17 protein-coding genes are annotated in these 23,820 nt (G+C 42.4%); 10 read left to right on the forward strand and 7 right to left on the reverse strand.

The window, feature by feature from the left end:
* Window positions 1–233 precede the first annotated feature (233 nt).
* Complete coding sequence (locus tag ABMY45_RS17490) at window positions 234–2,273, reverse strand: prolyl oligopeptidase family serine peptidase (protein WP_349289275.1); 2,040 nt, start codon at window positions 2,271–2,273, stop codon at window positions 234–236.
* 1,006 nt (window positions 2,274–3,279) lie between these two features.
* On the opposite strand from ABMY45_RS17490, the gene hsdR reads away from it, so the two are divergent.
* The 5 genes from hsdR to ABMY45_RS17515 all read left to right on the forward strand — a co-directional run bounded on the left by hsdR (window position 3,280) and on the right by ABMY45_RS17515 (window position 11,252).
* Window positions 3,280–6,798 carry a type I restriction-modification system endonuclease gene (hsdR, locus tag ABMY45_RS17495; protein WP_349289253.1) on the forward strand — a complete coding sequence of 1,173 codons (3,519 nt, stop codon included), beginning with the start codon at window positions 3,280–3,282 and terminating at the stop codon, window positions 6,796–6,798.
* Window positions 6,799–6,932: 134 nt separating this feature from the next.
* Window positions 6,933–8,588 carry an N-6 DNA methylase gene (locus ABMY45_RS17500; RefSeq protein ID WP_349289254.1) on the forward strand — a complete coding sequence of 552 codons (1,656 nt, stop codon included), beginning with the start codon at window positions 6,933–6,935 and terminating at the stop codon, window positions 8,586–8,588.
* Window positions 8,585–10,009, forward strand: coding sequence for a restriction endonuclease subunit S (locus tag ABMY45_RS17505; protein ID WP_349289255.1), 1,425 nt, complete (start codon window positions 8,585–8,587; stop codon window positions 10,007–10,009). The genes ABMY45_RS17500 and ABMY45_RS17505 overlap by 4 nt, the downstream gene beginning before the upstream one ends.
* 126 nt (window positions 10,010–10,135) lie before the next feature.
* Entirely contained in the window at window positions 10,136–10,519 is a 384-nt protein-coding gene (locus ABMY45_RS17510) for a hypothetical protein (RefSeq protein ID WP_349289256.1), read from the forward strand.
* Window positions 10,520–10,550: 31 nt separating this feature from the next.
* On the forward strand, window positions 10,551–11,252 hold the full coding sequence (locus tag ABMY45_RS17515; RefSeq protein WP_349289257.1) for a hypothetical protein: 702 nt from the start codon (window positions 10,551–10,553) through the stop codon (window positions 11,250–11,252).
* A gap of 137 nt (window positions 11,253–11,389) precedes the next feature.
* Here the strand turns inward: ABMY45_RS17515 and ABMY45_RS17520 are convergent, their stop codons facing one another.
* From ABMY45_RS17520 to ABMY45_RS17535, 4 genes are all read right to left on the reverse strand, one after another.
* The gene (locus ABMY45_RS17520; protein ID WP_174170796.1) at window positions 11,390–12,406 is read right to left on the reverse strand and encodes a helix-turn-helix transcriptional regulator; all 1,017 of its coding nucleotides are present in this window, start codon (window positions 12,404–12,406) and stop codon (window positions 11,390–11,392) included.
* 121 nt (window positions 12,407–12,527) lie between these two features.
* The gene (locus ABMY45_RS17525; RefSeq protein WP_349289258.1) at window positions 12,528–13,769 is read right to left on the reverse strand and encodes a lipase; all 1,242 of its coding nucleotides are present in this window, start codon (window positions 13,767–13,769) and stop codon (window positions 12,528–12,530) included.
* A gap of 9 nt (window positions 13,770–13,778) precedes the next feature.
* A complete protein-coding gene (locus ABMY45_RS17530; protein WP_349289259.1) occupies window positions 13,779–14,729 on the reverse strand; it encodes an alpha/beta hydrolase in 951 nt (316 codons plus the stop codon).
* Between the two features lie 2 nt (window positions 14,730–14,731).
* Entirely contained in the window at window positions 14,732–17,002 is a 2,271-nt protein-coding gene (locus ABMY45_RS17535; RefSeq protein WP_349289260.1) for a TonB-dependent receptor, read from the reverse strand.
* Window positions 17,003–17,447: 445 nt separating this feature from the next.
* Between ABMY45_RS17535 and ABMY45_RS17540 the strand changes: the two genes are divergently transcribed.
* Both ABMY45_RS17540 and ABMY45_RS17545 read left to right on the forward strand, forming a co-directional pair.
* On the forward strand, window positions 17,448–19,736 hold the full coding sequence (locus ABMY45_RS17540) for a hypothetical protein (RefSeq protein ID WP_349289261.1): 2,289 nt from the start codon (window positions 17,448–17,450) through the stop codon (window positions 19,734–19,736).
* 212 nt (window positions 19,737–19,948) lie between these two features.
* Entirely contained in the window at window positions 19,949–20,131 is a 183-nt protein-coding gene (locus ABMY45_RS17545) for a hypothetical protein (RefSeq protein ID WP_010607278.1), read from the forward strand.
* A gap of 160 nt (window positions 20,132–20,291) precedes the next feature.
* On the opposite strand, the gene ABMY45_RS17550 is transcribed toward ABMY45_RS17545, so the two are convergent.
* Entirely contained in the window at window positions 20,292–20,906 is a 615-nt protein-coding gene (locus ABMY45_RS17550; RefSeq protein WP_010607277.1) for a response regulator transcription factor, read from the reverse strand.
* Window positions 20,903–22,039, reverse strand: coding sequence for a histidine kinase (locus ABMY45_RS17555; RefSeq protein ID WP_349289262.1), 1,137 nt, complete (start codon window positions 22,037–22,039; stop codon window positions 20,903–20,905). The genes ABMY45_RS17550 and ABMY45_RS17555 overlap by 4 nt, the downstream gene beginning before the upstream one ends.
* A 154-nt stretch (window positions 22,040–22,193) precedes the next feature.
* Here ABMY45_RS17555 and ABMY45_RS17560 point away from each other — a divergent pair, with 154 nt between their 5' ends.
* The 3 genes from ABMY45_RS17560 to ABMY45_RS17570 all read left to right on the forward strand — a co-directional run bounded on the left by ABMY45_RS17560 (window position 22,194) and on the right by ABMY45_RS17570 (window position 23,678).
* Window positions 22,194–22,502 (forward strand): hypothetical protein, encoded by a 309-nt coding sequence (locus ABMY45_RS17560; RefSeq protein WP_235368635.1) that lies wholly within the window; start codon window positions 22,194–22,196, stop codon window positions 22,500–22,502.
* Between the two features lie 232 nt (window positions 22,503–22,734).
* The gene (locus ABMY45_RS17565) at window positions 22,735–22,983 is read left to right on the forward strand and encodes a hypothetical protein (RefSeq protein WP_010370628.1); all 249 of its coding nucleotides are present in this window, start codon (window positions 22,735–22,737) and stop codon (window positions 22,981–22,983) included.
* A gap of 128 nt (window positions 22,984–23,111) precedes the next feature.
* Complete coding sequence (locus ABMY45_RS17570) at window positions 23,112–23,678, forward strand: hypothetical protein (RefSeq protein WP_017217868.1); 567 nt, start codon at window positions 23,112–23,114, stop codon at window positions 23,676–23,678.
* The last annotated feature ends 142 nt before the right edge of the window (window positions 23,679–23,820 follow it).

A 23,820-nucleotide genomic window follows, 5' to 3' on the forward strand; every position in this document is an offset into this window, starting at 1 on the left:
CGCTTTTAACGTACTAGATAACCTGAGCTGCGGATAATTAATGCCTTTCTAGCAGCCAGTTTTAGCGCTAACTGCGTTGAATTCACTTCCAATAGCCAGCTATTGGTGCGTAAATTCGCCTTGCTTTCCCTAAAACTCTCTGGCTAGACAAGGAAAAAACTAAGTTGTGCTTTAGAAACAATGAGTTGGAACATTCTTTATCCAAACCTCAGGTTAGATAGTAAAATTTAAAGCTATTTGAGTCTGTCCATGAGGTAAACAAACTCAAGGCTATTTACCATCGCTCGCTGTTCATTGTTTGCAGCGCCTGCATGGCCACCTTCGGTATTCTCAAAATACAGAACTTCAAATCCCATATCTTTCATTTTAGCAACCATTTTACGTGCATGGCCGGGGTGAACGCGGTCATCTCGGGTTGAGGTTGTGAAAAATACTTTCGGATATTGTTTGTCTTTACTTAGGTTATGGTAAGGCGAGTACGTTTTAATGTATTCCCACTCTTCAGGAACATCTGGATTACCATATTCGCCCATCCAACTTGCGCCAGCGAGTAGCTTATTAAAACGCTTCATATCGAGTAATGGCACTTGGCAAATAACGGCGTTGTAAAGTTCAGGCCTGCGAGTGAAAGCGGCGCCCACTAGCAATCCGCCGTTACTACCACCTTTAATACCTAAATGTTGAGGCTTGGTTACTTTATCTGCTATCAGCTGCTCTGCCACGGCTTCAAAGTCTTCATACGCCTTGTGGCGATTTTCTTTTAGTGCTGCTTGGTGCCAGCTTGGTCCATACTCACCGCCGCCACGAATATTCGCAAGCACATAAACACCGCCTTGTTCTAACCAGTTTTTACCAGTTGATGCCGAGTAGTACGGCTGCATAGAAACTTCAAAGCCACCATAGGCATATAATAAAGTAGGATTGCTACCATCTAACTTGATATCTTTCTTATGAACAATAAAGTAAGGCACTTTTGTACCGTCTTTTGATGTCGCAAATTTTTGCTGGGTAACAAACTTATCTGCGTCGAAATGTGATTTATTACCTTTGAGTTTTGTTGTTCCAAGTGATTTACCATCGACTAAGTAAAGACTGGTCGGCGATAAAAAGTCCGTGTAGGTGACAAAAAAGTCATCTCTATTGGGATCAGTGTCAAAAACGGATAATGAACCGGTATCAGGAAAGTTCACTGGGTCTATTTTCCACAGCCCATTAGCTTTAGGCATATAGCGGAAAACCTTATTCTTTACATCATCTAACACGGTAACTAGTATGGCTGATTTGGTAAAACTCAAATTTTCTATTGAACGATTTGCTGTTGGCTTGATTAAGCTTGTAAACTGGATATTTTTAGAATCCAAATCGTTAATGTTGGCATATATTACTTCTGCTTGTGAAAAGTGCTTCCAAGCAGATTTTAGCTGGATAAAGAGCATGCCATTGTTTAATCCGAGGAGGCTTGCATCGCTAGGCACTGGAATTTTTATCTGCTTATCACCTTCGAGTTTATAGACGTCGCGAGTATAAAAGCTTGTAGAATCGTATAGAAAGTGATTTGTGTTGCCTTGATCGTATACCGTAAAGCCTCCGGCACTGATAGAACTTTTATTTGCCTGATAGACCGTTTTAGCGTCGTCCAGCAGCGTACCGCGTTGCCACACTTTAACCGTTCCAGCATAACCTGAGTCAGTTAATGAGCCTTCTCCAAAATCTGTTGCAACAAATATTGAATTCTCGTTGAACCAAGATACTGAGGTTTTTGCTTCAGGTAAATAAAACCCATTTTTTACAAAAGATTTGCTTGGAATGTCGAACTCTCTCACGACTTTTGCATCAGCACCACCGCGGGATAAGTACACCAAACAGCGTTCATACTTTGGATAGTGACAGTTCATTCCGCCATAAACCCAGTTTTCGTCTTCAGCTTTTGCTAGCGCATCTAAGTCGAGAATGGTTTCCCACTTAGGATCCGCTTTTTTATACTCTTCAAGAGTTGTTCTGCGGTATATGCCTCTTACATGCTCCGCATCTCTCCAGAAATTATAGTAATAACCTGCACGTTCAGTTGCGTACGGAATACGAGACCGATCATTGATAATATCTAATGTATTTTGAAAGATATGATTATATTGGCTGTGGCTTTTGAGTTGTTTTAGTGAGCTATCGTTTTGTGCCGTTACCCACTCTAGCGCTTGTTTGCCTTCAATCTCTTCAAGCCATAGGTATGGATCTTTTTCTAATGCTATCGATTTACCAGCAAAGGTGGTGAGCATACATAGTGTCGCAATATTTGTAATTTTTTTTCTCAAAACTTAGTCCCTATTTTATAGTTATTTATTACGTTTTATCATCAAGTCGTCAAAATAGGAATGTGTGCTGATTAAAAAAACGTGATCTGCTTACATCGATTCACACTTAATCTGCTTGCGATGGAGAGAGTTGTGCTTCAATGGCGTGGATCAGCAACATCGCTTTATGCCACTGCTGTGAAAGTTGCCACATCTCCGCCAGTGTATTGATATTGCTTACCATCTAATCGTTCCATTAACTGTTCTACACAGTGGCTACAAGTAAACAAATACTGCTCAATACGCATGAGTTTAGCGAGTAGTGAGGTGGTCTGTGATGATAATGCTGATTGCTCTACCGACACAATAAAAAGGTTAATTTGCTGACATAGAGTTTATTGGCATTATCAAGAGGGAAGTAACTTATGCGCGACAACAGCTTTGTAACAACACGCACCAAGTTCAAGCAGCCTGATCGAAAAAAGCGAAAACAAGCTCAAAAGAAATAAATAATAGTTTTGGACCCAAAAAGGTTATAACAACATGAATCTTAAGCTCTGTTGTTATAACGTGTTATTTATTCAATAATTTTTATAAGGTAATATGTGTTTCAAAGTATGACAAAGATGGCCTATGAATCAGGCTGCGAAACACACTTTAGTCAACATGGCAGTGACTAAAGTGTTTACACCAAATATGGGCTAGAACCTGAAGAGCTTCGTGATGGTGAACATACTAGTTTGAAAGTAATGAAACGTGATTTTGCGTAACAAGCACGTAGCCAAATTAATCAAAAATAAGTAGCCGACTGACAATGGCGTTTGCTGAAAAATTGGCATCGAATCAGTCAAGCAAGACAATAACATACATTATTTTGCCGCTGCACTGCTTAATCATATAAAAATAACTGAAATAGGCTAGCCAGTTAGTAAAAAACAAATGGCGTTAGCAGCATCTAAAATAAGCTAGGTGCTCAGCAAAGGAATACAGAATGAAACAGTCTAACTTCTTATTTCTAAAAGAAATAGATAACCAACTATATACAATTGCACTGGCAGCAGAGCGAAATTACCCTAGCGATCCAAACACCACCATGGCAAAGCTACGTATTTTTGCAGAAACGATAGCAAAAAAATTAGCCCACGCACTCAAATTTGATCAAAAAGAAACGCAAATTGAGATCGTCCGTGAACTCGCCCGAGTACCAGGAATAAAAGACGATATCATTCAAGTATTTCACGTGCTGCGAAAAGTCGGCAATAAAGCGGTTCACGATTATCATAATGACTTAGAAGACGCAGAAATGACGCTGCGATTCGCGCATCGCCTAGCTGCGTGGTACTACTCATTAGTAACACAAAATCTAGATTACAAAGCGCCTGTATTTGTACTACCAAAAGGCGAACTCGCGACTGTGATGGATGCAGAAGTCTTCAAGCTTAAAACTAAGCTTGATGAAGTCATCAACAAAAAATTCAAAACAGATAAAGAGCTTAAAGAGAAGCAAAGCACTGTAATAAGCCTTGAGGGCTATATTTCAGTTTTAGAATCTAAACAGCAGGAAACACAGGCACAAAATGAGGCGCGCATTAAAGCGCTAGAAGCTGAGCTAAAAGCAAAAGAACAAGAGCTTGCAGCAAAAACCAAAGACGAGCGTCAAGCTTACCATGCGGAGCTACGAAAATCGGCAGCCAAGCGCAGCTTAAACTTGTCCGAAAAAGAGACCCGTTATCTAATCGATACCCAACTGCGTAAAGCAGGGTGGGATGCCGATACACAAGCACTTAATTATGCTAAAGGTACGCGCCCACAAGTTGGCCGTAATATGGCAATTGCAGAATGGCCTACGGGCATTGACGAAACAGGCAAGCAAGGCTTTGCAGACTACGTATTGTTTGTCGGTCTTCGTCCCATTGGTGTGATTGAAGCGAAAAAAACGAATACCGATGTAAGCGCTAAATTGAATGAAGCGTATCGCTATTCAAAAACATTTGATCATGGCTTGCTGCGTCAAACACTCTCACACTTAGACGGCGACCTAGTTAACGAAGCTTTGCCACAGTATTTACCAACATGGCAGGACGAAAATAGCTCACCTTATAAAATTCCATTCTGCTTCTCGGCTAATGGACGTGAATATCGCGCTGCATCCAAAACAAAAAGTGGTATTTGGTATCGCGATGTTCGTCATAATACCAATATGCCCAAAGCGCTGCCAGAGTGGCATCGACCAGAAGAGCTTATTGCCAAACTTGAAGCCGACAACCAAGTTTACAACGATTGGTTTAAGCAAAATCCAATCACCGATGATTTAGGCCTGCGTTATTATCAAAAAGAGGCCATCCAAGCGGTAGAGCAAGCAGTTACTCGTGGCGAACAAGACATCTTATTGGCAATGGCCACAGGCACGGGTAAAACCCGTACCGCTATTGGCTTAATGTTCCGTTTAATTCAATCGAAGCGCTTTAATCGCGTATTATTTTTAGTCGATAGAACGTCGCTTGGTGAGCAAGCGCTTGATTCATTTGAAGATACCATCATTAAAGGTGATACCTTTAAAACTATATATAACGTCAGCGATTTAACTGAGCGCTTCCCTGATGACGAGACGCAAATCCACGTAGCAACCGTGCAATCATTAGTAAAACGCACCCTGCAAAGTGAAGAAGTTATGCCAGTTGGGCGTTACGATTGCATCATAGTTGATGAAGCACACCGCGGATATATTCTCGATAAAGAACAAACCGAAGGTGAAGAAAAATTCCGCGATGCAAAAGACTTTATTTCGTCTTACCGCCGGATAATAGACCACTTCGATGCTGTTAAAATTGCCCTAACAGCAACTCCAGCCCTGCATACAGTAGATATTTTTGGTGGCACGCAAAAACAGCCTGTCTATCGTTACAGCTATCGCAAAGCAGTAATTGATGGTCACTTAGTTGACCAAGAGCCACCGGTCAAAATTCTCACTAAACAGTCACGAGATGGCGTAGTTATGGGTGCAGGTACTGAAGTAATGCGTTTGTCATCACAAGGTGAGTTGCTAAACGATACTTTAGAAGATGAGCAAAACTTTGAGGTTGCGGACTTTAACCGTAGCTTAATCTCGACAGGCTTTAATAAGGCTGTATGCGAAGAGTTGGTAAATCATATTGATCCAACCAGCAAACAAAAAACGCTAGTTTTTTGCGTTAACAATGAACATGCCGATATGGTAGTAGAAGAGCTGCGTAGCGCATTTAAAACAAAGTACCCAAAGCTTGAGCACAACGCCATTATTAAAATAACAGGTGACTCAGACAAAGACAGTAAAAAAGTACAGTCGCTTATTAACCGCTTAAAAAAAGACCGCTTACCTAACATTGTAGTAACGGTTGACTTACTCACCACGGGTATTGATATACCAAGTATTTGCAATCTGGTCTTTATGCGAAAAGTGCGCAGTCGTATTTTGTATGAGCAAATGAAAGGCCGCGCAACTCGCCTTTGCCCTGAAGTGGGCAAAACCAGTTTTAAGATATTTGATGCTGTTAACTTATACAGCACCTTACAAAGTGTCGATACCATGCGTCCAGTCGTGGTGCGCCCAGAGGTTGATATTAAAACCTTAGTGAACGAAATTACGGCGGATGAAACCTACCACACCAAAGAGGCAGATGGCCGAAGCTTTGCAGAGCATAGCCACGAGCAATTAGTAGCTAAGCTGCAACGTATTACCAGCCATGCAAAGTGTAACCGCGACCGCTCAAAAGAAATCGACAGCCACATTAAGCGCTTTGATGAAATACTGGCTGATAAAGCAGGTTGTGACTTTTTAAGCTTGCCAAACACCTTAAAAGAAAAGGGGCCAAGGCTAAGTGCTGAGATTATTAACAGCTTACCTAACTTTGTTAGTCGCCTAGAGCAGCTAAAAAACGATATTAACGCATTGCGTGATATGCCTATTTTTACCGATATGCCAGACGAAGTCATCTCAGTGACCCATGTATGGGGCGATCACGAAAAGCCTGAGGACTTCCTTGAGTCGTTTGATAAACTGGTCGATAACTCGGTAAATAAACAAGCTGCCCTTGAAGTGATCATCAATCGCCCGCGCGATCTCACTCGTAAAGCCCTGCTTGACTTACAAGAATGGTTTGACGCGCAAAATTACGATGAATCAACCTTACGTAAAGCCTGGCAAGCCACTAAAAATGAAGACATAGCCGCGCGTTTAATCGGCCATATTCGCCGTGCTGCTATGGGCGATGCCTTGTTACCGTTTGACACCCGAGTCGATAAAGCGCTTAACAAAATAAAAGCCAGTAAAAACTGGAATGAGGCGCAACTCAGTTGGCTTGAACGTTTAGCTGTGAGCATTAAACAGCAAGTGGTACTGGATGACACCACCTTTAAAACCGGCAATTACCGCCGCAGTGGCGGAAAGCGCAAGCTTGAGCGCATCTTTGAAGACGAATTATCAAGCATACTGCAACAGTTTTACGAATATATGTGGGATGAACCTGCTTAAAGCGGTTTATCAAAAGTAAAAATCACGTACAATTTAGCCCATTAATTTTTATGGTTAAGCACAGCCCTACTGTGCTTAACACAAAAATGCTGCTACTTGCCAAAAACAGCCAAACGCAGTAACAAAGAGAACCAATGAACAATTCTGATTTAGTCAATAAACTCTGGAAGCTATGCGATAACCTGCGCGATGGCGGTGTGTCGTACCAAAACTACGTAAACGAGCTGGCCTCATTGCTATTTTTAAAAATGTGTGAAGAGACAGGCCAAGAAGGCGACCTACTGCCAGAGGGCTTTCGCTGGCATGACCTTAAAAACAAATTAGGTCAAGAGCAGCACCAGTTTTATCGTAACTTGTTAGTACAACTGGGCGCAGATGAGCACGCCATTGTGCGCGCTATTTTCCAAAATGTGAATACCAGCATTACCCAGCCTGCTCAGCTAAATCAGCTGATCACGAGCATGGACAAATTGCAGTGGATAGATAATTCTGGTGATGGCACTGGCAGTAAAACCCGCGATGATTTTGGCGATATGTACGAAGGCTTATTGCAAAAAAATGCCAACGAAACCAAATCGGGCGCTGGGCAATACTTTACCCCAAGGGCGCTTATTAACACTATAGTTAAGTTAATGCAGCCACAAGCCCGTGAAGTGATCCAAGACCCAGCCGCAGGCACCGCAGGCTTTTTAATCGAAGCTGACAAATACATTAAAAGTAAAACCAACAACTTGTTTGACTTAAGCGACGAAGATCAAGGCTTTCAAATGCAAAAAGCCTTTGTTGGCCTTGAGTTAGTACCAGAAACCCGCCGTTTAGCACTGATGAACTGCTTATTGCACGATATTGAAGGCGATGAAAACGAAGGCGCTATTCGCTTAGGTAATACCTTAGGTGCAGCCGGTGAAAACTTACCAAAAGCCGACGTTATTTTAACAAACCCACCCTTTGGAGCAGCATCAGGCACCAACATTACCCGTACTTTTGTTTACCCAACGTCAAACAAACAGCTGTGCTTTATGCAACATATTGTTGAGGCACTTGAACCAGGCGGCCGTGCTGCGGTAGTCATTCCCGATAATGTATTATTTGAAGGCGGTAAAGGCACAGATATTCGCCGTGATTTAATGGAAAAGTGTCGCTTACACACCATTTTGCGCCTGCCAACGGGTATTTTTTACGCCCAAGGCGTAAAAACCAATGTGCTGTTTCTCCAAAAAGGCGCAGTAGATAATATCCACCAAGACACAGCCTGTACCACAGAGACTTGGGTATTCGATATGCGTACCAATATGAATACTTTTGGTAAACGCCGCCCACTCACCGAACAACACTTTGATACCTTTGTTACCGCCTATGGTGAAGATAAAAACGGTTTATCGCCACGCACTGAAGGTGTTTACGACACCCTAGGCGCAATCCACCCCGACGAAAATGAAACAAACAGCCTTGAGCCAAATAAAGAGCAAGGCGAGAAAGACAGCCTTGAGCTAAATAAAAAGTTAGAGAGCGCAAGGTGGCGCAAATTCTCCCGTGAGTATATTCGCGAGCAAAAAGGCGATAGCTTAGATATTACTTGGTTAAAAGATAACGATGCCACCAGTGCTGAAAACCTACCGGAACCAGAAGTGCTGGCAGGTGAGGCCATGGCAGAACTGACAACCGCTATGGGTGAAATTTACCAATTGATGAAAGCCCTCGGTGCAGATAATGAAGCCGAAGCACAAAAGCAACTGTTAGAGGCCGAGTTTGGTTTAGTTGAACCAGTGGCGCAGGACGGTGAAGCATGAACGAATTGCCGAAAGGGTGGGTAGAGACCTCAATTGAGAGTTTTTGCTTGAAACCAGAGCAACGAACGCCGTCTGAAGATGAATTTTTTAACTATGTGGATATTGGCAGTGTATGTCGAGAAAGTAAAGAGATTGAAATAACTGATAAAATACTAGGTTGTGACGCACCAAGCCGAGCTCGTAAAGTAATTAATGAGAACGACATAATTGTTTCTATGACGCGCCCAAATCTAAACGCAGTAGCAAAAGTAGGTAAAGTGCTAAATAATCAAATTGCTTCTACAGGTTTTGATGTATTAAAACCAGTCATGGTTGAGCCAAATTGGCTGTTTTCAATTGTAAAAAGCAAAAAGTTTATTTCGGCCATTTCTGAAGAAACAATAGGTGCACTATATCCGGCCTGTAAAACAAGTGACATTAGATCTTATGCTGCGCCTTTGCCGCCTCTCAAGGAACAAAAACGAATAGTTGAAAAGTTAGATGATGTGTTGGCGCAGGTTGATGCCATTAAAGGGCGTTTAGACAGCATCCCAGCCATTATCAAACGCTTCCGCCAATCCGTACTTGCCAGCGCCGTAAGCGGCAAGCTAACGGAAGAGTGGCGAAAGGAAACAAAATATGAAAAATATGACCTAAAGCTCTCTAAGAGAAATTCTAGTTTGAATATTCCAAAAAACTGGGCTGTTAAAAGGATTGGAGACGCTTGTAAAATAATATCTGGCAACGCATTCAAGAGTAAAGAACTAAAAGATGAAGGTGAAGTTCCAGTAATTAAAATATCAAATGTTCAGTATGGAAAGTTTGAAGTAAAAAACCAACAGTATTTGGCACTATCGTACCTTTCTAATTATGAAAGTTACTCTGTAAAAGAAGATGACCTTCTTATGGCCTTAACCCGTCCAATTACAAATGGGTCACTTAAAGTATGCAGGTATCCTGAGAAAAGTAATACAGGTTTATTAAATCAGCGGGTTTGCAAGTTTGAATTCAATAATGAAGATGAAAAAGATTTTTATGAGTTATTGTTTCAATCTTCATATTTTAAAGAACAGGTAGAAGATAATTTATCCGAAACTTTACAGCCTAATTTATCGCCAAAAGACTTAAAGCAATTAATTGTGTATATCCCATCAACTCAAGAGCAAAAAGAAATTGTTCGCCTGGTTGATGAGTACTTTGCCTTTGCCGATACCATTGAAGCGCAAGTGAATAAAGCCCGCACGCGGGTGGATAATTTAACCCAAAGTATTTTAGCGAAAGCGTTTCGCGGCGAGTTGGTGCCACAAGATGACAACGACGAACCAGCAGAAAAACTGCTTGAACGCATAGCGCAAGCAAAAGCAGAGGCAGAAGCCCTCGCTAAAGCCGTTAAAAAAGCCGAGGCCGGCAAAAAACGCGCAGCAAAAACCATCAGTAAGTAACTAACTCATTAATTTGGTGGCGAGAGGCGTTTTTGGCATTTAATTATGCAGGTTTTAATATTCGTGAGGGAGCAAGCTGTGCCTTGCTGAGCATAGCGGCATAGCCATATTAATAAGGTTGATAAAATGTCAGATAACACTTCAGATAACAATAAACAAGCAATGAAGGCCAAGCTTGAAGAGATTAAGTCTTCAACGTGGCTGAAAAAAGAAAATGTGAGGATCGTGACCGATGAAAATCGCAATGCCGAGCCAGAGCAGGAATTACTCTTTGTTCCTACTTTAGATGAGGCTATTGAGTTATATAAAAAACTGAAGCAAACGCATTATGCTGTTCAGATTTATTACACGGAGCAGTGCGGCAACATACCAGCAGGGTGGCACCTAACGACTCACGTTTCATACACCCCTAAAAATTCATTAGATGAAATGCAAAGAGATAGCTTAAATGCCCTGATTGAAGCTGGCATGACTGAAGTCGAGGCGAAAGAATTAACGCACTTAGATTAGAATAATAATTTATTATTAAAGAGGCTGAATTATGGCTGATAATAGCAATAACAAACAAGCAGCATTAGACGCCGCTTTACAACAAATTGGAAGTCAGTTTGGTAAGGGAGCAATGAATGGGGGCGCGAGTGATACAAATTCTAATACAAGTGCTACTAACTCTCATGCCAGCGCTACGAATGCGCTAAGTACCCAACAAAATCATAAAAAATCCAATAAATTGAATTTTATTTGGGGGCGTTTTCCTGCAAATTCAATGAGGGTGTGGGTGAGTGAACACCCGCAAGAGACCAATCAGCAATTAGTCAAAGAAGCTGCCAATGCTAATATCCAGCTTAAACTTATTGATTTTTCAACGGAATTGAAGAAGCAAGGCAGTGGTTTTTTAAGGGGTGAAATACAGCAAAGTGACGAAGGCAACGATTATAATTCACGCCCTAGTTGGATAAGTGGCGAAGAATTTTACTTATTCGATAATGTTTCTTCTGCTTTTAAAAATAAACACTTAATAGAAGAATTTGTAAGAAGCGCTTACGTATCGCGAGCGGTTCTTGTTGATCAACACGCGAGAACCAAAGCACACTTTGTTGATTGTTACTCATATTACGAGGAAAAAATAAGAGTAGCGCTGACATGCACTCACTCAGAGTATAAAGTTCTTAATAGCCTACAACGGCAGCTTCCTCAGCTGGATTTTACTTTGTTTGAATTCCATTTTGTGGCCTCAAAATAGATCTCTTAATTAAGCTAATCGGTATTACATTTTTACTCTGTTTGCTTGTTGCACAATATCACTTTTGTTGTGCTTTGCTTTGTTTAACGTCAACTTTTACATGAGTTGTATTAGCAGCTCTAAACAAAATTAAATAGTTAGGACTTTGAACTCAAACCCTGCAGAAATTGCATAGGCGTTACGCCGTTCCACGACTTAAACGCACGGATAAAGCTACGCTCATCTGAAAACTGCAGTGTGTGCGCCACTTCATACAAACTACTGCCTTGAGTCAGTCGCAGTTTGGCCTGCTTGTTCTGTACGTTGTTTTTTAGTTGTCTAAAACTGGTTTGATACTCAGCGAGCCTTCGTCTTAATGTTGCCGGACTGATATTGAGCTTGTCAGCCATTTGTTCTTGGCACAGTGTTCCTGCGTTAAGCTCACTATAGACTTTATCGAGCAAGTTAGCATGGTCGTTGATCGACTGCTGGTGATGGAGTGTACGTGCGAGCGAATGATAAATGGTATTGAGCGTTAAGTGCTCTAGCTTCGCCAAATCCAATGATTGATTCGTTTCTTGGTATTGATAGGTGAGTAAGTAGCGATTGCTTACGGGTTTAATGGGAATGTGGGTGATAACCGAATTTAGCAGCGAGCTTGAGTCACTTTTGGTCTGCACTTGTGTGAGTTGAACTTGGGTGGTTTCGGCGCACACATATTTTACGAGGCCATGGATCAATATCAGCATGCTATCTAACATACAGCGAGAAAATTGCGCATCGGCGGCCGTGGCGTAGTCAAAGGCTGCATCATCAATTATGTAACTCACTTGAGAGTGTGACACCTCGCAGAAATTGTAAGTTCCCGCGTGGATAAAGTTATAGCCACGGGCAAGCTCCTGTAATAGCTGAGTAATGGTGCGGCAATGGCGCAGACTATTGAATACAAATTCGTTGGTGCCAGGCAGAAGCTTTTTGCGGTTGAGGTTTAGGCTTTCGTCATTGAGCTCGACAGCACAGTGTTCCATCACGCGCATAAACTCAATGGCATCTAGGGCGTCAATAGCTTTATTGATAGCCAAATACTGCGCGACCGCAGCAAATTCCAGTTTTGCTGCGGTGAGTGTGTGCTGCATCAATTGCACGTAGCAAGGTGCAATGGCGGTGTTTGACATAAATACGTAAGCTCATCCTGTCACTCTCAACAATTCAGTTAATCAACATCAACTCAAGATAGCAATAGTTTTGCGTTGCAACTTTAGTGCAGTATTTTGTCACCACCCGCCGAGGGGGCTGCTAGGGTGCACTTAACCAATTTTTGATTTGGTTGATTGCACTGGGCTCCCAGCCAAGCTCTAGGTGGTTGGTGGCCACAACCGCTGAGCCCGCCAAGTTACTTATTCCTGTGCTGTCGATGCAGCTACTGATAAATACAACGCCATCGGAAGGGCCGGTATGTTCATTGTGAATAAATGCCATATCGGCCTGATCGCCACAAAGATTATAAACTTGAACGCTGCTGTCGGTGCCAGCGCTACGAACTTGGTCTACCAGTGAGTTGACCGTAAACGCTGCGATACCTCGGCCTTTGCTCACAAACCCTAAGCCACCGTAGTAAGTGGTGTACCAATCTTGCTCTGTGGTGGGCAGTGCATATTTATCATCTAGTGCTTTTAGCATCTGCGCGGAGCCGGGAAAATAAGGCGAGTCGTAAACCCACTCAGAACTTGAATACCATAAGCCAAAACATAATATCTGATCATGCGCAGTAGGCCCATTTATGCTGCCGCCACATTGCGAATAAGCACCATAGGTATGATTAACGCCGTGACGAAATGACCAATCAATGCCGTTGTTGGGGGCACCGAGCATCACCAGTTTGCGCACGTCACTGTTGAATTTAGTGCTCCAAGCATTGGTCAAAGAAGAAATATACATGCGGGCATTAAACGCGCTTTTTGACCAAGTGACTAAATCGACTTGCGTTGCCCCCGTCTTATTTTTAACCTGAGCGATGGCATTGGCTATCTGCTCCGCCCAGATAAAGCCATCGCCATTTTTATGCGCCAGATTTAAGGCAAAAACCTTGTAATCATCATTGGCAAGCGCTTGCATTAAGCCTTGCGAAGGGCAGTTTTGTCGACCACAGCCGTAACTACCTGCCTCGTTTGGATTTGCCCAAGCCAAATCGGCATCTTGATTGGCACCGTGGATCAGCAACACCGGTGTTTGGCGGCTGTTACTATCCCAACCCGGCGCATGATAAAGCAGAAACTGCGCAGAGCTTGGTTGGCTAGATGCAAAGAAAGTAGCACGCTGACCTGATTGATCGCCACGGCCGTCGGCAGGAAAGCTTTCATTGCCGATATGCCCTGAGCTATCTCGCCACCTTTCGATCTTTTGCCAGCCATTGTTAATACCCGTGGTATAGGTGGCTTCAAGTATCGCTGATGCGTGCGCTAAACCACTTGCTGCGAGTGAGATAGAAACGAGCAACCCATAAGTGTGAGCGCGCAACGCTGTGTTTGTGATTTTCATATTTTTATCCTAGGTCAAGTCATGTTTTAACTGATTGGCGATATTACTGCGCGCGAGCTTGCAGACGTCGAGCACGGCAAAGGAGAAAAACGCATGTATGGTATTTTCAAAGCAAGTTAGGGTATTAAGCACACCCGCTTGCTTTAGTTTTTTGGCGAGCAGTATTCCCTCATCGTAAAGTGGATCGCAGCCGGCAAGCAACACACTGGTGGCAGGAAGATGCGTCATGTCTTCGATAAATAATGGCGAGACATTGACGTCCGCCGCGCTTTGCTCGGGTGCGAGATACCAGTTGCAGGTGTCTTTAATTGCCTCTCTGGTTAGCAACAAGTTTCCATCGCCATACTGCATGCGCGACGGGTAGGTTTCATGGGGAGAAAAAGAGTCAACCACAGGGTAAACTAGGTATAAGTTACTTAGGGTGTTTGGCTGTTGTTGATGTAAGTTATGCGCTGCAACAAGCGCTAAGTTACCACCTGCACTGTCGCCCATCAGTGAAATCTTAGTGGGGTCTAGCTCCAACTGCTGGTGGTTTTCTTGCAGCCAATCTACTACGGCGAGCACTTGCTGCAGGGCGCATGGAAACTTATGCTCAGGCGCGAGGCTGTATTCGACACTGAAAAAAACGACACCGGATTGCTGGCATAAGTCTTTTACCAGTCCGTCATAGCAGTCGACATCTCCTAAAGACCAGCCGCCGCCGTGGACAAACACCACCGCGGGACTGGGGCTTGCCAAAGGCTGCCCTGGGCGGTAACAGCGAACGCTCACGTGAATACCATTGTGTTCAATGTGTAGGTCTTGGCTACTTACTTGTGCTTCAATCTCTCCCGCGAGTCCTAAAAACATCGCTCTTGCGCCTTGTCGAGAGGTCTCAATGGAGATTTCTATGTCATGAATGTCGCCAGCTTGAGCCGCGAGGTCGTCTAACAGTGCTTGTGTTTGTTTGTCTAATTTCATAATTAAAACTTATATTTAAGGTTGATACCGTACGTTCTAGGCGCGCCGTAATAACCAAGTTGAACCCCAGGTGCTGCGCTAAGATCGAAGCCGTGTTGACGATAGCGTTTATCGCCTAAGTTTTTGCCGTATAAACTGGCTTCCCAACTGTCGTCCGCGGAGCGGTAGTGTAGTGACATATCAAAGAGGGTGTAGCCTGACTGTGCGAGTACCTCAGAGCTGCTCACGGTGAGATAGGTTTTACTGCGATAGGCGGCACTACCACGTAGCGAAAATTCGCCTTGCGTAAAAGCGCTAAAGAAGTATTCAAAGCCTGCACGGCCATTCCATTTGGGTGAATTAACCAGCTCTCTTTCATCGCTGACTTCTTTCCCAAAGTCGCCGATGAGCTCATCATAACCGCCCCCTAAATAGCCTAGGTTGAGGTTCAGAGTGAGGTTATCGGAAGCCACGGCTTCGAGCTCCATTTCAGCGCCATAAATGGTGGCTTTACCTGCATTTTCAAACAGTGATAAAAACGCGCCGGTGTCGGGGTCGATAGAAAAGCGGCTGAGCTGAAAGTTCTTGTAGTCATTGAAAAAAGCCGCGGTATTTAAGCGAATATTCTGCTTATTCAATAAGGACTTAGAGCCAATTTCATAGCTCCACAAGGTTTCTGGTTCAAAAGGTTGCGCAAATGAGGTGATCCGGCCGTTAAAACCGCCACTTTTAAACCCTTTTCCGGCGCTCAGGTAAACCATGCTGTCGTCAGATATGGTGTAATCGAACACCACTTTTGGGGTAAACTCTTTCCACTCCTTGGATGCGCTGTAGCCTGTCGGGCTATAGCCAATGCCTGTGCCGAATACCGCTTCCATTTCCTCAGCCGTTGTTACACCGGTGCCAAAAAACTCCTCGCCTTTGGACGTGACTTCTTTTTTCTCTATGGTGTAGCGTGCGCCAAGCGTGACGTCGAGCTTTTCAGTCAAAGACCAAGAGAGGTTAGCGTAGAGGGCTGAGCTGGTATTTTCTTGATCGCGTTCTCCTGCGTTAATTACAGGCCAAGGCAGGTAAACGTCTGGCGCCACCATAACGAAAAAGTCCGGAGCGACGGAGCCGCCAAAACTCAGATCGTCCTCATTAAAGTAATAGAGCCCAGATACCAAGGAGAACTGGTCGTCTTTGTATAACCATTGAAATTCTTGGCTTATCTGCTGTTGATCTTCGAAGTTAAAAATACCAAACGATGCATCAGGGGTGGCATCTAAGTCTAAGTGCGTGCGGTATTCCATTTCGCGCCGAGCAGTGATGGATTTAAATACCGAGTGGCCCGTGAAATATTCAAGCGTTAAGCCCGCTCCCAAGGTATCGAGCTCTTCTAAATCGTTGTAGTTAACGTCAACGAGAAAAGGGTCTTCCTCGGGCGCATAGTAGCCTTCTTTTACCACCGAATAGATAGGCGTTTCTCTATGTGGGGTGCGTGAGCTTGAGGGGGATGCGTTCGAGCCGTCGACGACTAAATAGGCCGAAAAATTCTCACTTGGTTGATAAAGTAAACTGCCTCGCCACGCTAAGGTGTCTTTGTCGTGGTCGTCACTATTGTTATAGCGATTCTCACTAAAACCATCTCGACTACTTTTGGCAATCGCAAAACGTCCAGAGAGCGTGTCTTCAATCAATGCGCCGTTGACGCTAGCTTTTATCGTCCGAGCATTATAATTTCCAAGTGCCACGCTGACATATCCTTCGTTGTCTTGCGAAGGTTTGGCACTACTGAAACGCACCGCGCCACCTATGGTGTTGCGACCGTAAAGGGTGCCTTGTGGACCGCGTAATACTTCGATTTGTTCCGGGTCGACAACATCTAAAAAGGCACCTTGAACGCGCCCAAGATATACGTCGTCGAGATACACACCAACGCCAGGGTCATTAAAGGAGATAGAGTCAATTTGGCCAATTCCGCGAATATAAATGACGGCGTTGGAAGCATCACCTGAGTGCAGGTTAAGGTTCGGAACGTGAGAGGCCAGATCACCGAGATCTTGTACATTCATCTTCTCAAGCTCTGAGGCGGAGAGGGCGGTCACCGCAAGCGCGACATCTTGTAGGTTTTCGGTTTGCCGCGTTGCGGTAACGCTGATCCGCTCAATTTTTTTGCTTTGCTGAGTGCTTAGCGTGGACTCCGCTTCGGCATAGCTATGGCCTGATAATACAGCCGCTATCAGAAGTGATAGTGTATGCCGTGGTATACCTTTGGTTGAACTGACTCTGTGCGATTGAGTTGCTGCAATCATGCTGAGTAACCTTTCGTCGTTATTATTATGTTCTCCAGTATAGGAATGAAGAAAATTCAATAGCTAGGACAAAAACAGTCAACTTGATGAGCAAATTAGCTCATTACGAACATGGATATCTTATTCATCCATTCAACTCAAACCTGTTCTACGGCTCAATGGGTATTCCATTTTAGGACCACATTATGATGCTGGTTAATGAGGGGGAATGGCAAGCCAGAATATGACAACAGTAGCCGCACTTGTAGTCAATCATTTCCTCATTAGTAGCTGAGATTGCTTACGCCTTTCTGCATGAAAAGCAACCATATTATTGTGACTTAAAGTAATTTATATGAAGTATATTGCAATAATCTATTTACTAAAAAAGCGATTTTGATATTCTTCCGTTCCAAAAATAAACACATGAGTTTGGTATGCCAGCTTAATTAGGAGCCTACATCGTATGGTAAATGTAAAAATAATTATAACAATAATAGTTGGACTACTTTTAGCTGCTTGTGGTGGAGGCAGTGAGAGTGAGGAGAGTAAAGCGACGTCGCCGCAACAAAATAAGAGTGAAAACAACTTTACGATATCAACTCAAATAGATAAGCACGTTCGCATTCACCCTCAAACCGCAATTGTGAAACCTGGTGCAATAGCGACCTTTGAGGTAACGGCTGATGCTGGGTATCAAATTAACCTGATAGAAGGATGCAGTGGTGCACTAACAAACACCACCTATAAAACAGCTCCTATAAATGCTAACTGTACAATTAGTGTTACGACCGTGGCTTCTTTAGTGGCTCCAGAGAAGAAAGAGCAGTTATCTGTAGTTCGGTTAGGTTACCCTGGAAGAATTAAGCTCGATCTTGCGGAACACGATCAAACTGCAATCTATAATCTTTATTATGCAAAGGAGTCTGGAGTTACTAATGAAAACTATCAACACTTGAGGAAAGGTAACGTGCTCAAAAACGTGAATTTTCCAATTGAGTTACCTGCAGCTTGGAACGACTTTCAAAATACCTACTTTATTGCAGAAAAAGTGGTTGGTCATGTAAAAAGTTTAAGTAATGAAGTCACCACAACACACCAACATATTGCGGGCAACTGGGGCCGGCTATGTGCAGTTGAGGGGAGCAGTATTAGCTGTTGGGGTGATACTAGATACCGAAGCCATAAAATTATTGCACAACAGCCTGAAATAGTTGATGAAATTAAGCAGCTAGCAGTTGGTACAGTGCATCAGTGTAGTTTAAGCAAGGTTGGAGTCACATGCTGGGGAAATAGTGAAGATGAACGATTAGCTGTTCCTGAATTATCAGACCCCAGCTTCATCGCGATAGATGGTTCAACATCGTGCGCTATAGATAGTAAAGGAATGAAGTGCTGGGGTGAAAACGCATCTGCTCACAATAGGGTCGTATTACAAAACCCTAAAGAAGTTAAATTGAACGACTTCTCTCAAAATTGTGCGATAGACGATAGCGGTATAGTTTGTTGGGACAATTACGGTAATGTAAAACTTAAATTACCAGAGCTGAAAGCTTCGCACTCTTTGACGATTAGTAACCGCTTTGCTTGTGCGATTAGTGACAATAAAGTTGCTTGTTGGACGAAAAACGGTACACCTGTTGAGTTAGAGAGCATATTCAAAAACCCGAGTCAAGTTACAGTAAACAATGCAAGTATCTGCGTGCTAGATGATACGGGTGTAAAATGTATTGGTGACCAACAACATCCGGGCCAAAATGTTCCTCACCTAACAAATCCTCGTTCAATATTTAGCGATGATCAATACAATTGTGCAATTGATGACAATGGTTCACATTGTTGGGGAAGAACAGAGTATATATACAATGAGTTACCTCGTTTGACTAATCCAACACAAGTCGCATTTGATAGCTTTACGGGCGAGAATCCTCTTAGCTGCTTTGCTGATGAAAGTGGCTTAGAGTGTTCAAGTAATTCTTACGGTCAGGTTTTGTTTGATAAACAATACTATCCTGATGACATTTCTTTGAGAGATGACAACTTATGTATCGTTGAAAATGGTAAGTTGGAGTGTTTCGAGTTGGTAAAAGAATGGAGCCAAGAAGACCCTAAAATTCGACTGCAAGCGCGTCCAACAAATTTAGATTCTATTAGTAATGGAAGCGCAGCAAGAAAATCTTACCTTAGTTGGGAAGGTATTAGCGTATGCGCTTTATACACAGGCGGCTTTTTGTGTGACAGCGACAACTCTGGGGCTGATTGGAGTTATCCTAGTATGTATTTTGATAACATATTATCTCTGGATTTAAGTGAGGACCGTATTTGCATGGTTAGAGGTTATCAGCAGATTAATTCTCGCTTTGTGCAATGTATCAAGGAGGGAACTCATGAAGAACTGTTTGTTCCTGGTGACTTATTAACTACAAAAAGTGTCTCAGTTGGTGCTATAGAAACATGTGTTTTAGAACTTGATAGAGCGGTGTGCTGGAATCGCGCTAATGATGTATATAGCAAACCACTCGTTAATCCGACGCAACTCAAAGTATACACTTACCAAGCTTGTGCAGTAGATGATAACGGTCTATCTTGCTGGCCCTTAGGGAGTAATGAAGGAAAGGGGATAACGCTTCCTTCGATTCAAAATGTGACGAAATTAATGGAAGACTCAACCTGTGCGGTGGGAGAAGATGGTTTATTTTGCTGGGATATTTTTCCATATTATGGGTATGGGCAAAGAGACCGAGCACTATACTAGTTTAAAGGCATTGGACTGGGTTGAGCTCAGTCCATTGCACGCAACAAATTATCCGATATGTAAAGATTGCATGCTAAGCCCTTAGTTAAAACTGAGCGAAAGAATTATTTACAATTTTAGTATTTGCTGAATTATTGTTCTTTATCTCTAAAGGTGATACTTTGGGGTACTCTTGTAAAAAGGGTACAAATTATCAATAAGGAAAATAAAGAATGAAATTGAAATTACAAAAAAAACCACTTAAATCTCTATCTAATAATACCGAACTCAATGCGCAAGCGACTCCTCAAGTTGCAGGTGGCGTGAAGCAAACTGAGTGGTGCAGCATGGGTCCAAAATGTTTAGTTACCGGCACTTGCTATCCTACGGATAAAGTTGCCTGTACGGAAATGTAATATTGATTCGTGATGCGGACCTAGTTCGTATCACGTTTTATGCTTTTTTGTATAAATAACCTTAGCTTCGGATAGTTAATGCCATCCTAGCCGTCAGCTTTGGCGCTAACCGGATTGAGCTCACTTTCAATAACCAGCTATCGTCACGGTTAAGCTTCATTTAAATCAAACTCTGGTTAATCGCCTTTATGACCGCTTGGGTTCTGTCTTTAACTTCAAGTTTTGCGAGTATTTGAGAGACATGGTTGCGAATGGTGCCTTCGGAATTGTGTAAGGTGTTGGCGATGATTTTGTTTGACATGCCGAGAGATAAACAGCGCAACACTGCTTGTTCTTTTTCAGTCAATTTTTCTTGTGGTGCTAATTGCTGATCTAGAAGGTAAGTTGTCAAAGCGCTTTGTAGCACTTTTTTCCCTGCAATCACTTGTTGGATGGCGTCGATTAATGCCTCTAGTTCAATATTTTTAAGTACATAGCCCCGTGCACCAAGATTAATGGCCTTTACCAATACATCGCAATCTTCAAAGGTAGTGATAATCAAAACTGGAGTGGGTATTGCGTTAGTGCGCAATGCATTAAGTACACCTAGTCCATCTAAATTAGGCATGCGCATATCCAGTAAGATGATGTCAAATTGTTGTGAAGCGAGTAACTCAAGTGCCTGTATACCGTCTTCAGCTTGCCCTTTTATACAAATGTTTTCGTCAAGGTTAAGCAAGTTGGCTAGGCCTAACCTCACCAAGGTTTGGTCTTCCACGAGTAGGCAATTGATCATGTAATATTCTCGGATAAAAGGTTAAGTTCGGGTACAGGTATGGTTATCGAGCTGATGAGCTTTTGATTTTTAATTTTTTGTGTGAATGAGCCGTTAAGTAGTGCTAGTCGCTCATGTAGCCCAGATAAGCCATTGCCTTGTTTTGGCAAGCTAGACTCGCTTTGGTTGTGAAAGGCGCTAGCTTTTAGATTATGGTTTGCTGTGTCAATTACGACCTCAAAATTGATATGATTTGCTTTGGTATGTTTGAGCGTATTGCTTACCATTTCTTGACAAAAACGGATCACGCAGAGTGAATGCGCTTGCGAGATTTGTTCTGAACCACGGTCTAGCTCTAAGGTGTAGCGCAAATTGGGTGTAGCCGTGAAAATTGCTTCTAGTGCTTGTTTCAAGAGTGTTTTATTGTGGCGCTGAGTGGATACGATACTTCTTACTTCCTCAAGCAAAGTTTGGCTTAGTTGATGGCAACTCGCTAGGGTTGGCTCCATATCTTCGTTTGCTGTTCTTTTTGCGAAATCAAGATTAATACTCAGTGCTGTGAGTTTATGGCCTAGTGAATCATGCAATTCTCGGGAAATATTGAGTCTTTCTTGCGCTGCTGACATGGCTCCCATCATGTGTTGCGCGGCTTTAAGCTCTTTGTAATTTTGCCGAGATTGGTAGTGCATATTGAGGCTCTCAACTATGCGTCTGCTGACAAACCAGTTCATTGCACAAAAAAATAGCCAAACAGCAAAGGTGATCCAAGGTACGCTACCCTCCCACCTTGTATAGTGTGTAAATCCGTATACCAGCATAGCAAGTAACACGGCAGACAGAACTTTAGGGAATGAAAAGTGCGGACTAAAAATTGCAGAAAACATGACCAAATGAATAAAAACTAATGAAGTTGTTGATACCTGCATAAGTAGCGCTATCAATACTAGGTAGGTACAGGCTGCCGCATGGACTCGCTTATTTGGGTTGTGAATGATAAAAAACAGCAATGTCAAAATGGCACCGCTAATGATTAGCTGGCCGACCAATGCGAGCTGAGAGTTACGGTAATACATACATGCAAGTGTGACACCTAACCAAGAAGCAAGTGTTGAAAAACGCCAGTCTGTTGTATGGCGGATAGGAGAGTCCATCATTTCTGCGCAAAGTTTTTATTTTTGATTATTACAGAATCGCTATGGTGAGAACAGTGATAATTGTCATAGTCAAAATATGAGATTTATCACTGGTGACGTGACATCACTTTACTAAGATAGTGATGGATATCGGTAATTCATATGAGGCTTATTTATGACGGATATGGCAACGATTTCTTCAATGGCTACTGTTCAATGTGGCGTCGCTCGTGCTGATGGAAGATTATGGGCGACGGCAGATACACTGCATTTTACTCCTTTCAATACCTTGCTGGGGCTAGGTCCATATCAAATTGATGTCGCTGATGTGATTAAGGTTGAACAGTGCCTTGGCAAAGGCGCAGGACTGCTTCCTCTTACAACTCAAGCGATCCAAATTACATTAAAGAGTAATCAAACGTTCAAATTTATTTTATCAGAACCTGAATCATGGGTAAGGTGGTTCAATTCTATTGACTGTTGATTAAATGAAAAGGATTTAAACCCCATAATTTATAGATGGCTTTCTTTAAGTTGTTGTAAATTTTTAATTTTAATTTTAATTTTCCTGGTTGGTTTTATTTGGTAACTAGTTTGAAAAAAGGGATTGTTCAGTTTGATAATTAACCTATAATTAATTTGGCAGGTAGAAATAAAGCTGATAACCTATTGCCCGTCTCAAAATAATCTCACTTAAACACAAGGATTATAGTGTTATGAATGCTCAAAGATTGGAGCGCATATTAAGTGCGTTTTTACCTTCTTTTATTGCCAAGCAACTAGCTAAATCACCAAAACTTTTGCTGTTTGTTGTGCTATTTATCACCTTGCTCGTCATTTTTATTATTAAAGTCGCCTCTTTTGCTATTTACTCTTTGGTCGTGGGAGCTGTGTTATTCGGCTGTTGGATGGCGTGGAGTGGTACTAAACGCATCATGTCGAAGCGCAAGAAACGAGTGTCTTAAAGTTAAATCAAGATACTCTGGGCTTGATAATTATTACGTAATTAATCTGAAATATATTTTTTCGGTTTGTCTGCCGTATTAGATATTACATAAATTGAAAATCTCAATCTATTTAAGGAAAAATAACCATGAGTCTATTAAATAAATTCAAAACTCAAGCGCAATCTATTGGCAGTAGTATTGGTGAATCTACCAGTAAACTAAGCGGTGATATTGTGTCTTCAACGAAAGACAATGCAAAGCTTGCAGGTTTGAAATCAGATATCGCGTCAATCGATGGTCAACTTAATATTGCATACCAAGATATTGGCCGCAAATATATTGAAAACCTAATCAAAAACGATGGTGCAAATCTTGAAGCTGTATTGCAAGACACTATCGAGCGTATCGATCCGTTAATTAAGCGTAAAGACGATCTGGAAGCGGAAGTTATCGCTATCGAGAAGCAACTAAAAGATCAGATAGTTATCCAGGAAAAAGCGGTTTTCCAAAAAGAATTTGATGGTGAAAAAGAGAAACTAGAAAAAGCGCTAAAGCTTGATGTTATCTCACAAGACGAGTTTGATACTAAGCTGGCTAAAGCACGTTTGAAACTAGACAATTTCGATGAAATTCGTAAAACCAAAAAGCAGCACGAAATGGGTCTAATCAATAAAGAAGAATTAAAAGAAAAGCTAACTGCGTTAGGTGCGTAATCTAACGCTTAATGACTCCCTGATTAGCCAGCGCTATTAATTTAACAATTATATGAGCTGGCTACACTATGCTTTATTGAAAAATCACATTCAAATCATTGCGTTTACGTTATTCGCTTTAACCTTAAATTGGCAGCGATTG

It is taken from the genome of Pseudoalteromonas sp. XMcav11-Q (genome assembly GCF_040104525.1).
Taxonomy (GTDB): Bacteria; Pseudomonadota; Gammaproteobacteria; order Enterobacterales; family Alteromonadaceae; genus Pseudoalteromonas.

Bases quoted from the DNA above. Each gene is read 5' to 3' on its own strand.
- ABMY45_RS17490 (WP_349289275.1), bottom strand. From the start codon at position 2,273: ATGCTCACCACCTTTGCTGGTAAATCGATAGCATTAGAAAAAGATCCA.
- hsdR (WP_349289253.1), top strand. From the start codon at position 3,280: ATGAAACAGTCTAACTTCTTATTTCTAAAAGAAATAGATAACCAACTA.
- ABMY45_RS17500 (WP_349289254.1), top strand. From the start codon at position 6,933: ATGAACAATTCTGATTTAGTCAATAAACTCTGGAAGCTATGCGATAAC.
- ABMY45_RS17505 (WP_349289255.1), top strand. From the start codon at position 8,585: ATGAACGAATTGCCGAAAGGGTGGGTAGAGACCTCAATTGAGAGTTTT.
- ABMY45_RS17510 (WP_349289256.1), top strand. From the start codon at position 10,136: ATGTCAGATAACACTTCAGATAACAATAAACAAGCAATGAAGGCCAAG.
- ABMY45_RS17515 (WP_349289257.1), top strand. From the start codon at position 10,551: ATGGCTGATAATAGCAATAACAAACAAGCAGCATTAGACGCCGCTTTA.
- ABMY45_RS17520 (WP_174170796.1), bottom strand. From the start codon at position 12,406: ATGTCAAACACCGCCATTGCACCTTGCTACGTGCAATTGATGCAGCAC.
- ABMY45_RS17525 (WP_349289258.1), bottom strand. From the start codon at position 13,769: ATGAAAATCACAAACACAGCGTTGCGCGCTCACACTTATGGGTTGCTC.
- ABMY45_RS17530 (WP_349289259.1), bottom strand. From the start codon at position 14,729: ATGAAATTAGACAAACAAACACAAGCACTGTTAGACGACCTCGCGGCT.
- ABMY45_RS17535 (WP_349289260.1), bottom strand. From the start codon at position 17,002: ATGATTGCAGCAACTCAATCGCACAGAGTCAGTTCAACCAAAGGTATA.
- ABMY45_RS17540 (WP_349289261.1), top strand. From the start codon at position 17,448: ATGGTAAATGTAAAAATAATTATAACAATAATAGTTGGACTACTTTTA.
- ABMY45_RS17545 (WP_010607278.1), top strand. From the start codon at position 19,949: ATGAAATTGAAATTACAAAAAAAACCACTTAAATCTCTATCTAATAAT.
- ABMY45_RS17550 (WP_010607277.1), bottom strand. From the start codon at position 20,906: ATGATCAATTGCCTACTCGTGGAAGACCAAACCTTGGTGAGGTTAGGC.
- ABMY45_RS17555 (WP_349289262.1), bottom strand. From the start codon at position 22,039: ATGATGGACTCTCCTATCCGCCATACAACAGACTGGCGTTTTTCAACA.
- ABMY45_RS17560 (WP_235368635.1), top strand. From the start codon at position 22,194: ATGACGGATATGGCAACGATTTCTTCAATGGCTACTGTTCAATGTGGC.
- ABMY45_RS17565 (WP_010370628.1), top strand. From the start codon at position 22,735: ATGAATGCTCAAAGATTGGAGCGCATATTAAGTGCGTTTTTACCTTCT.
- ABMY45_RS17570 (WP_017217868.1), top strand. From the start codon at position 23,112: ATGAGTCTATTAAATAAATTCAAAACTCAAGCGCAATCTATTGGCAGT.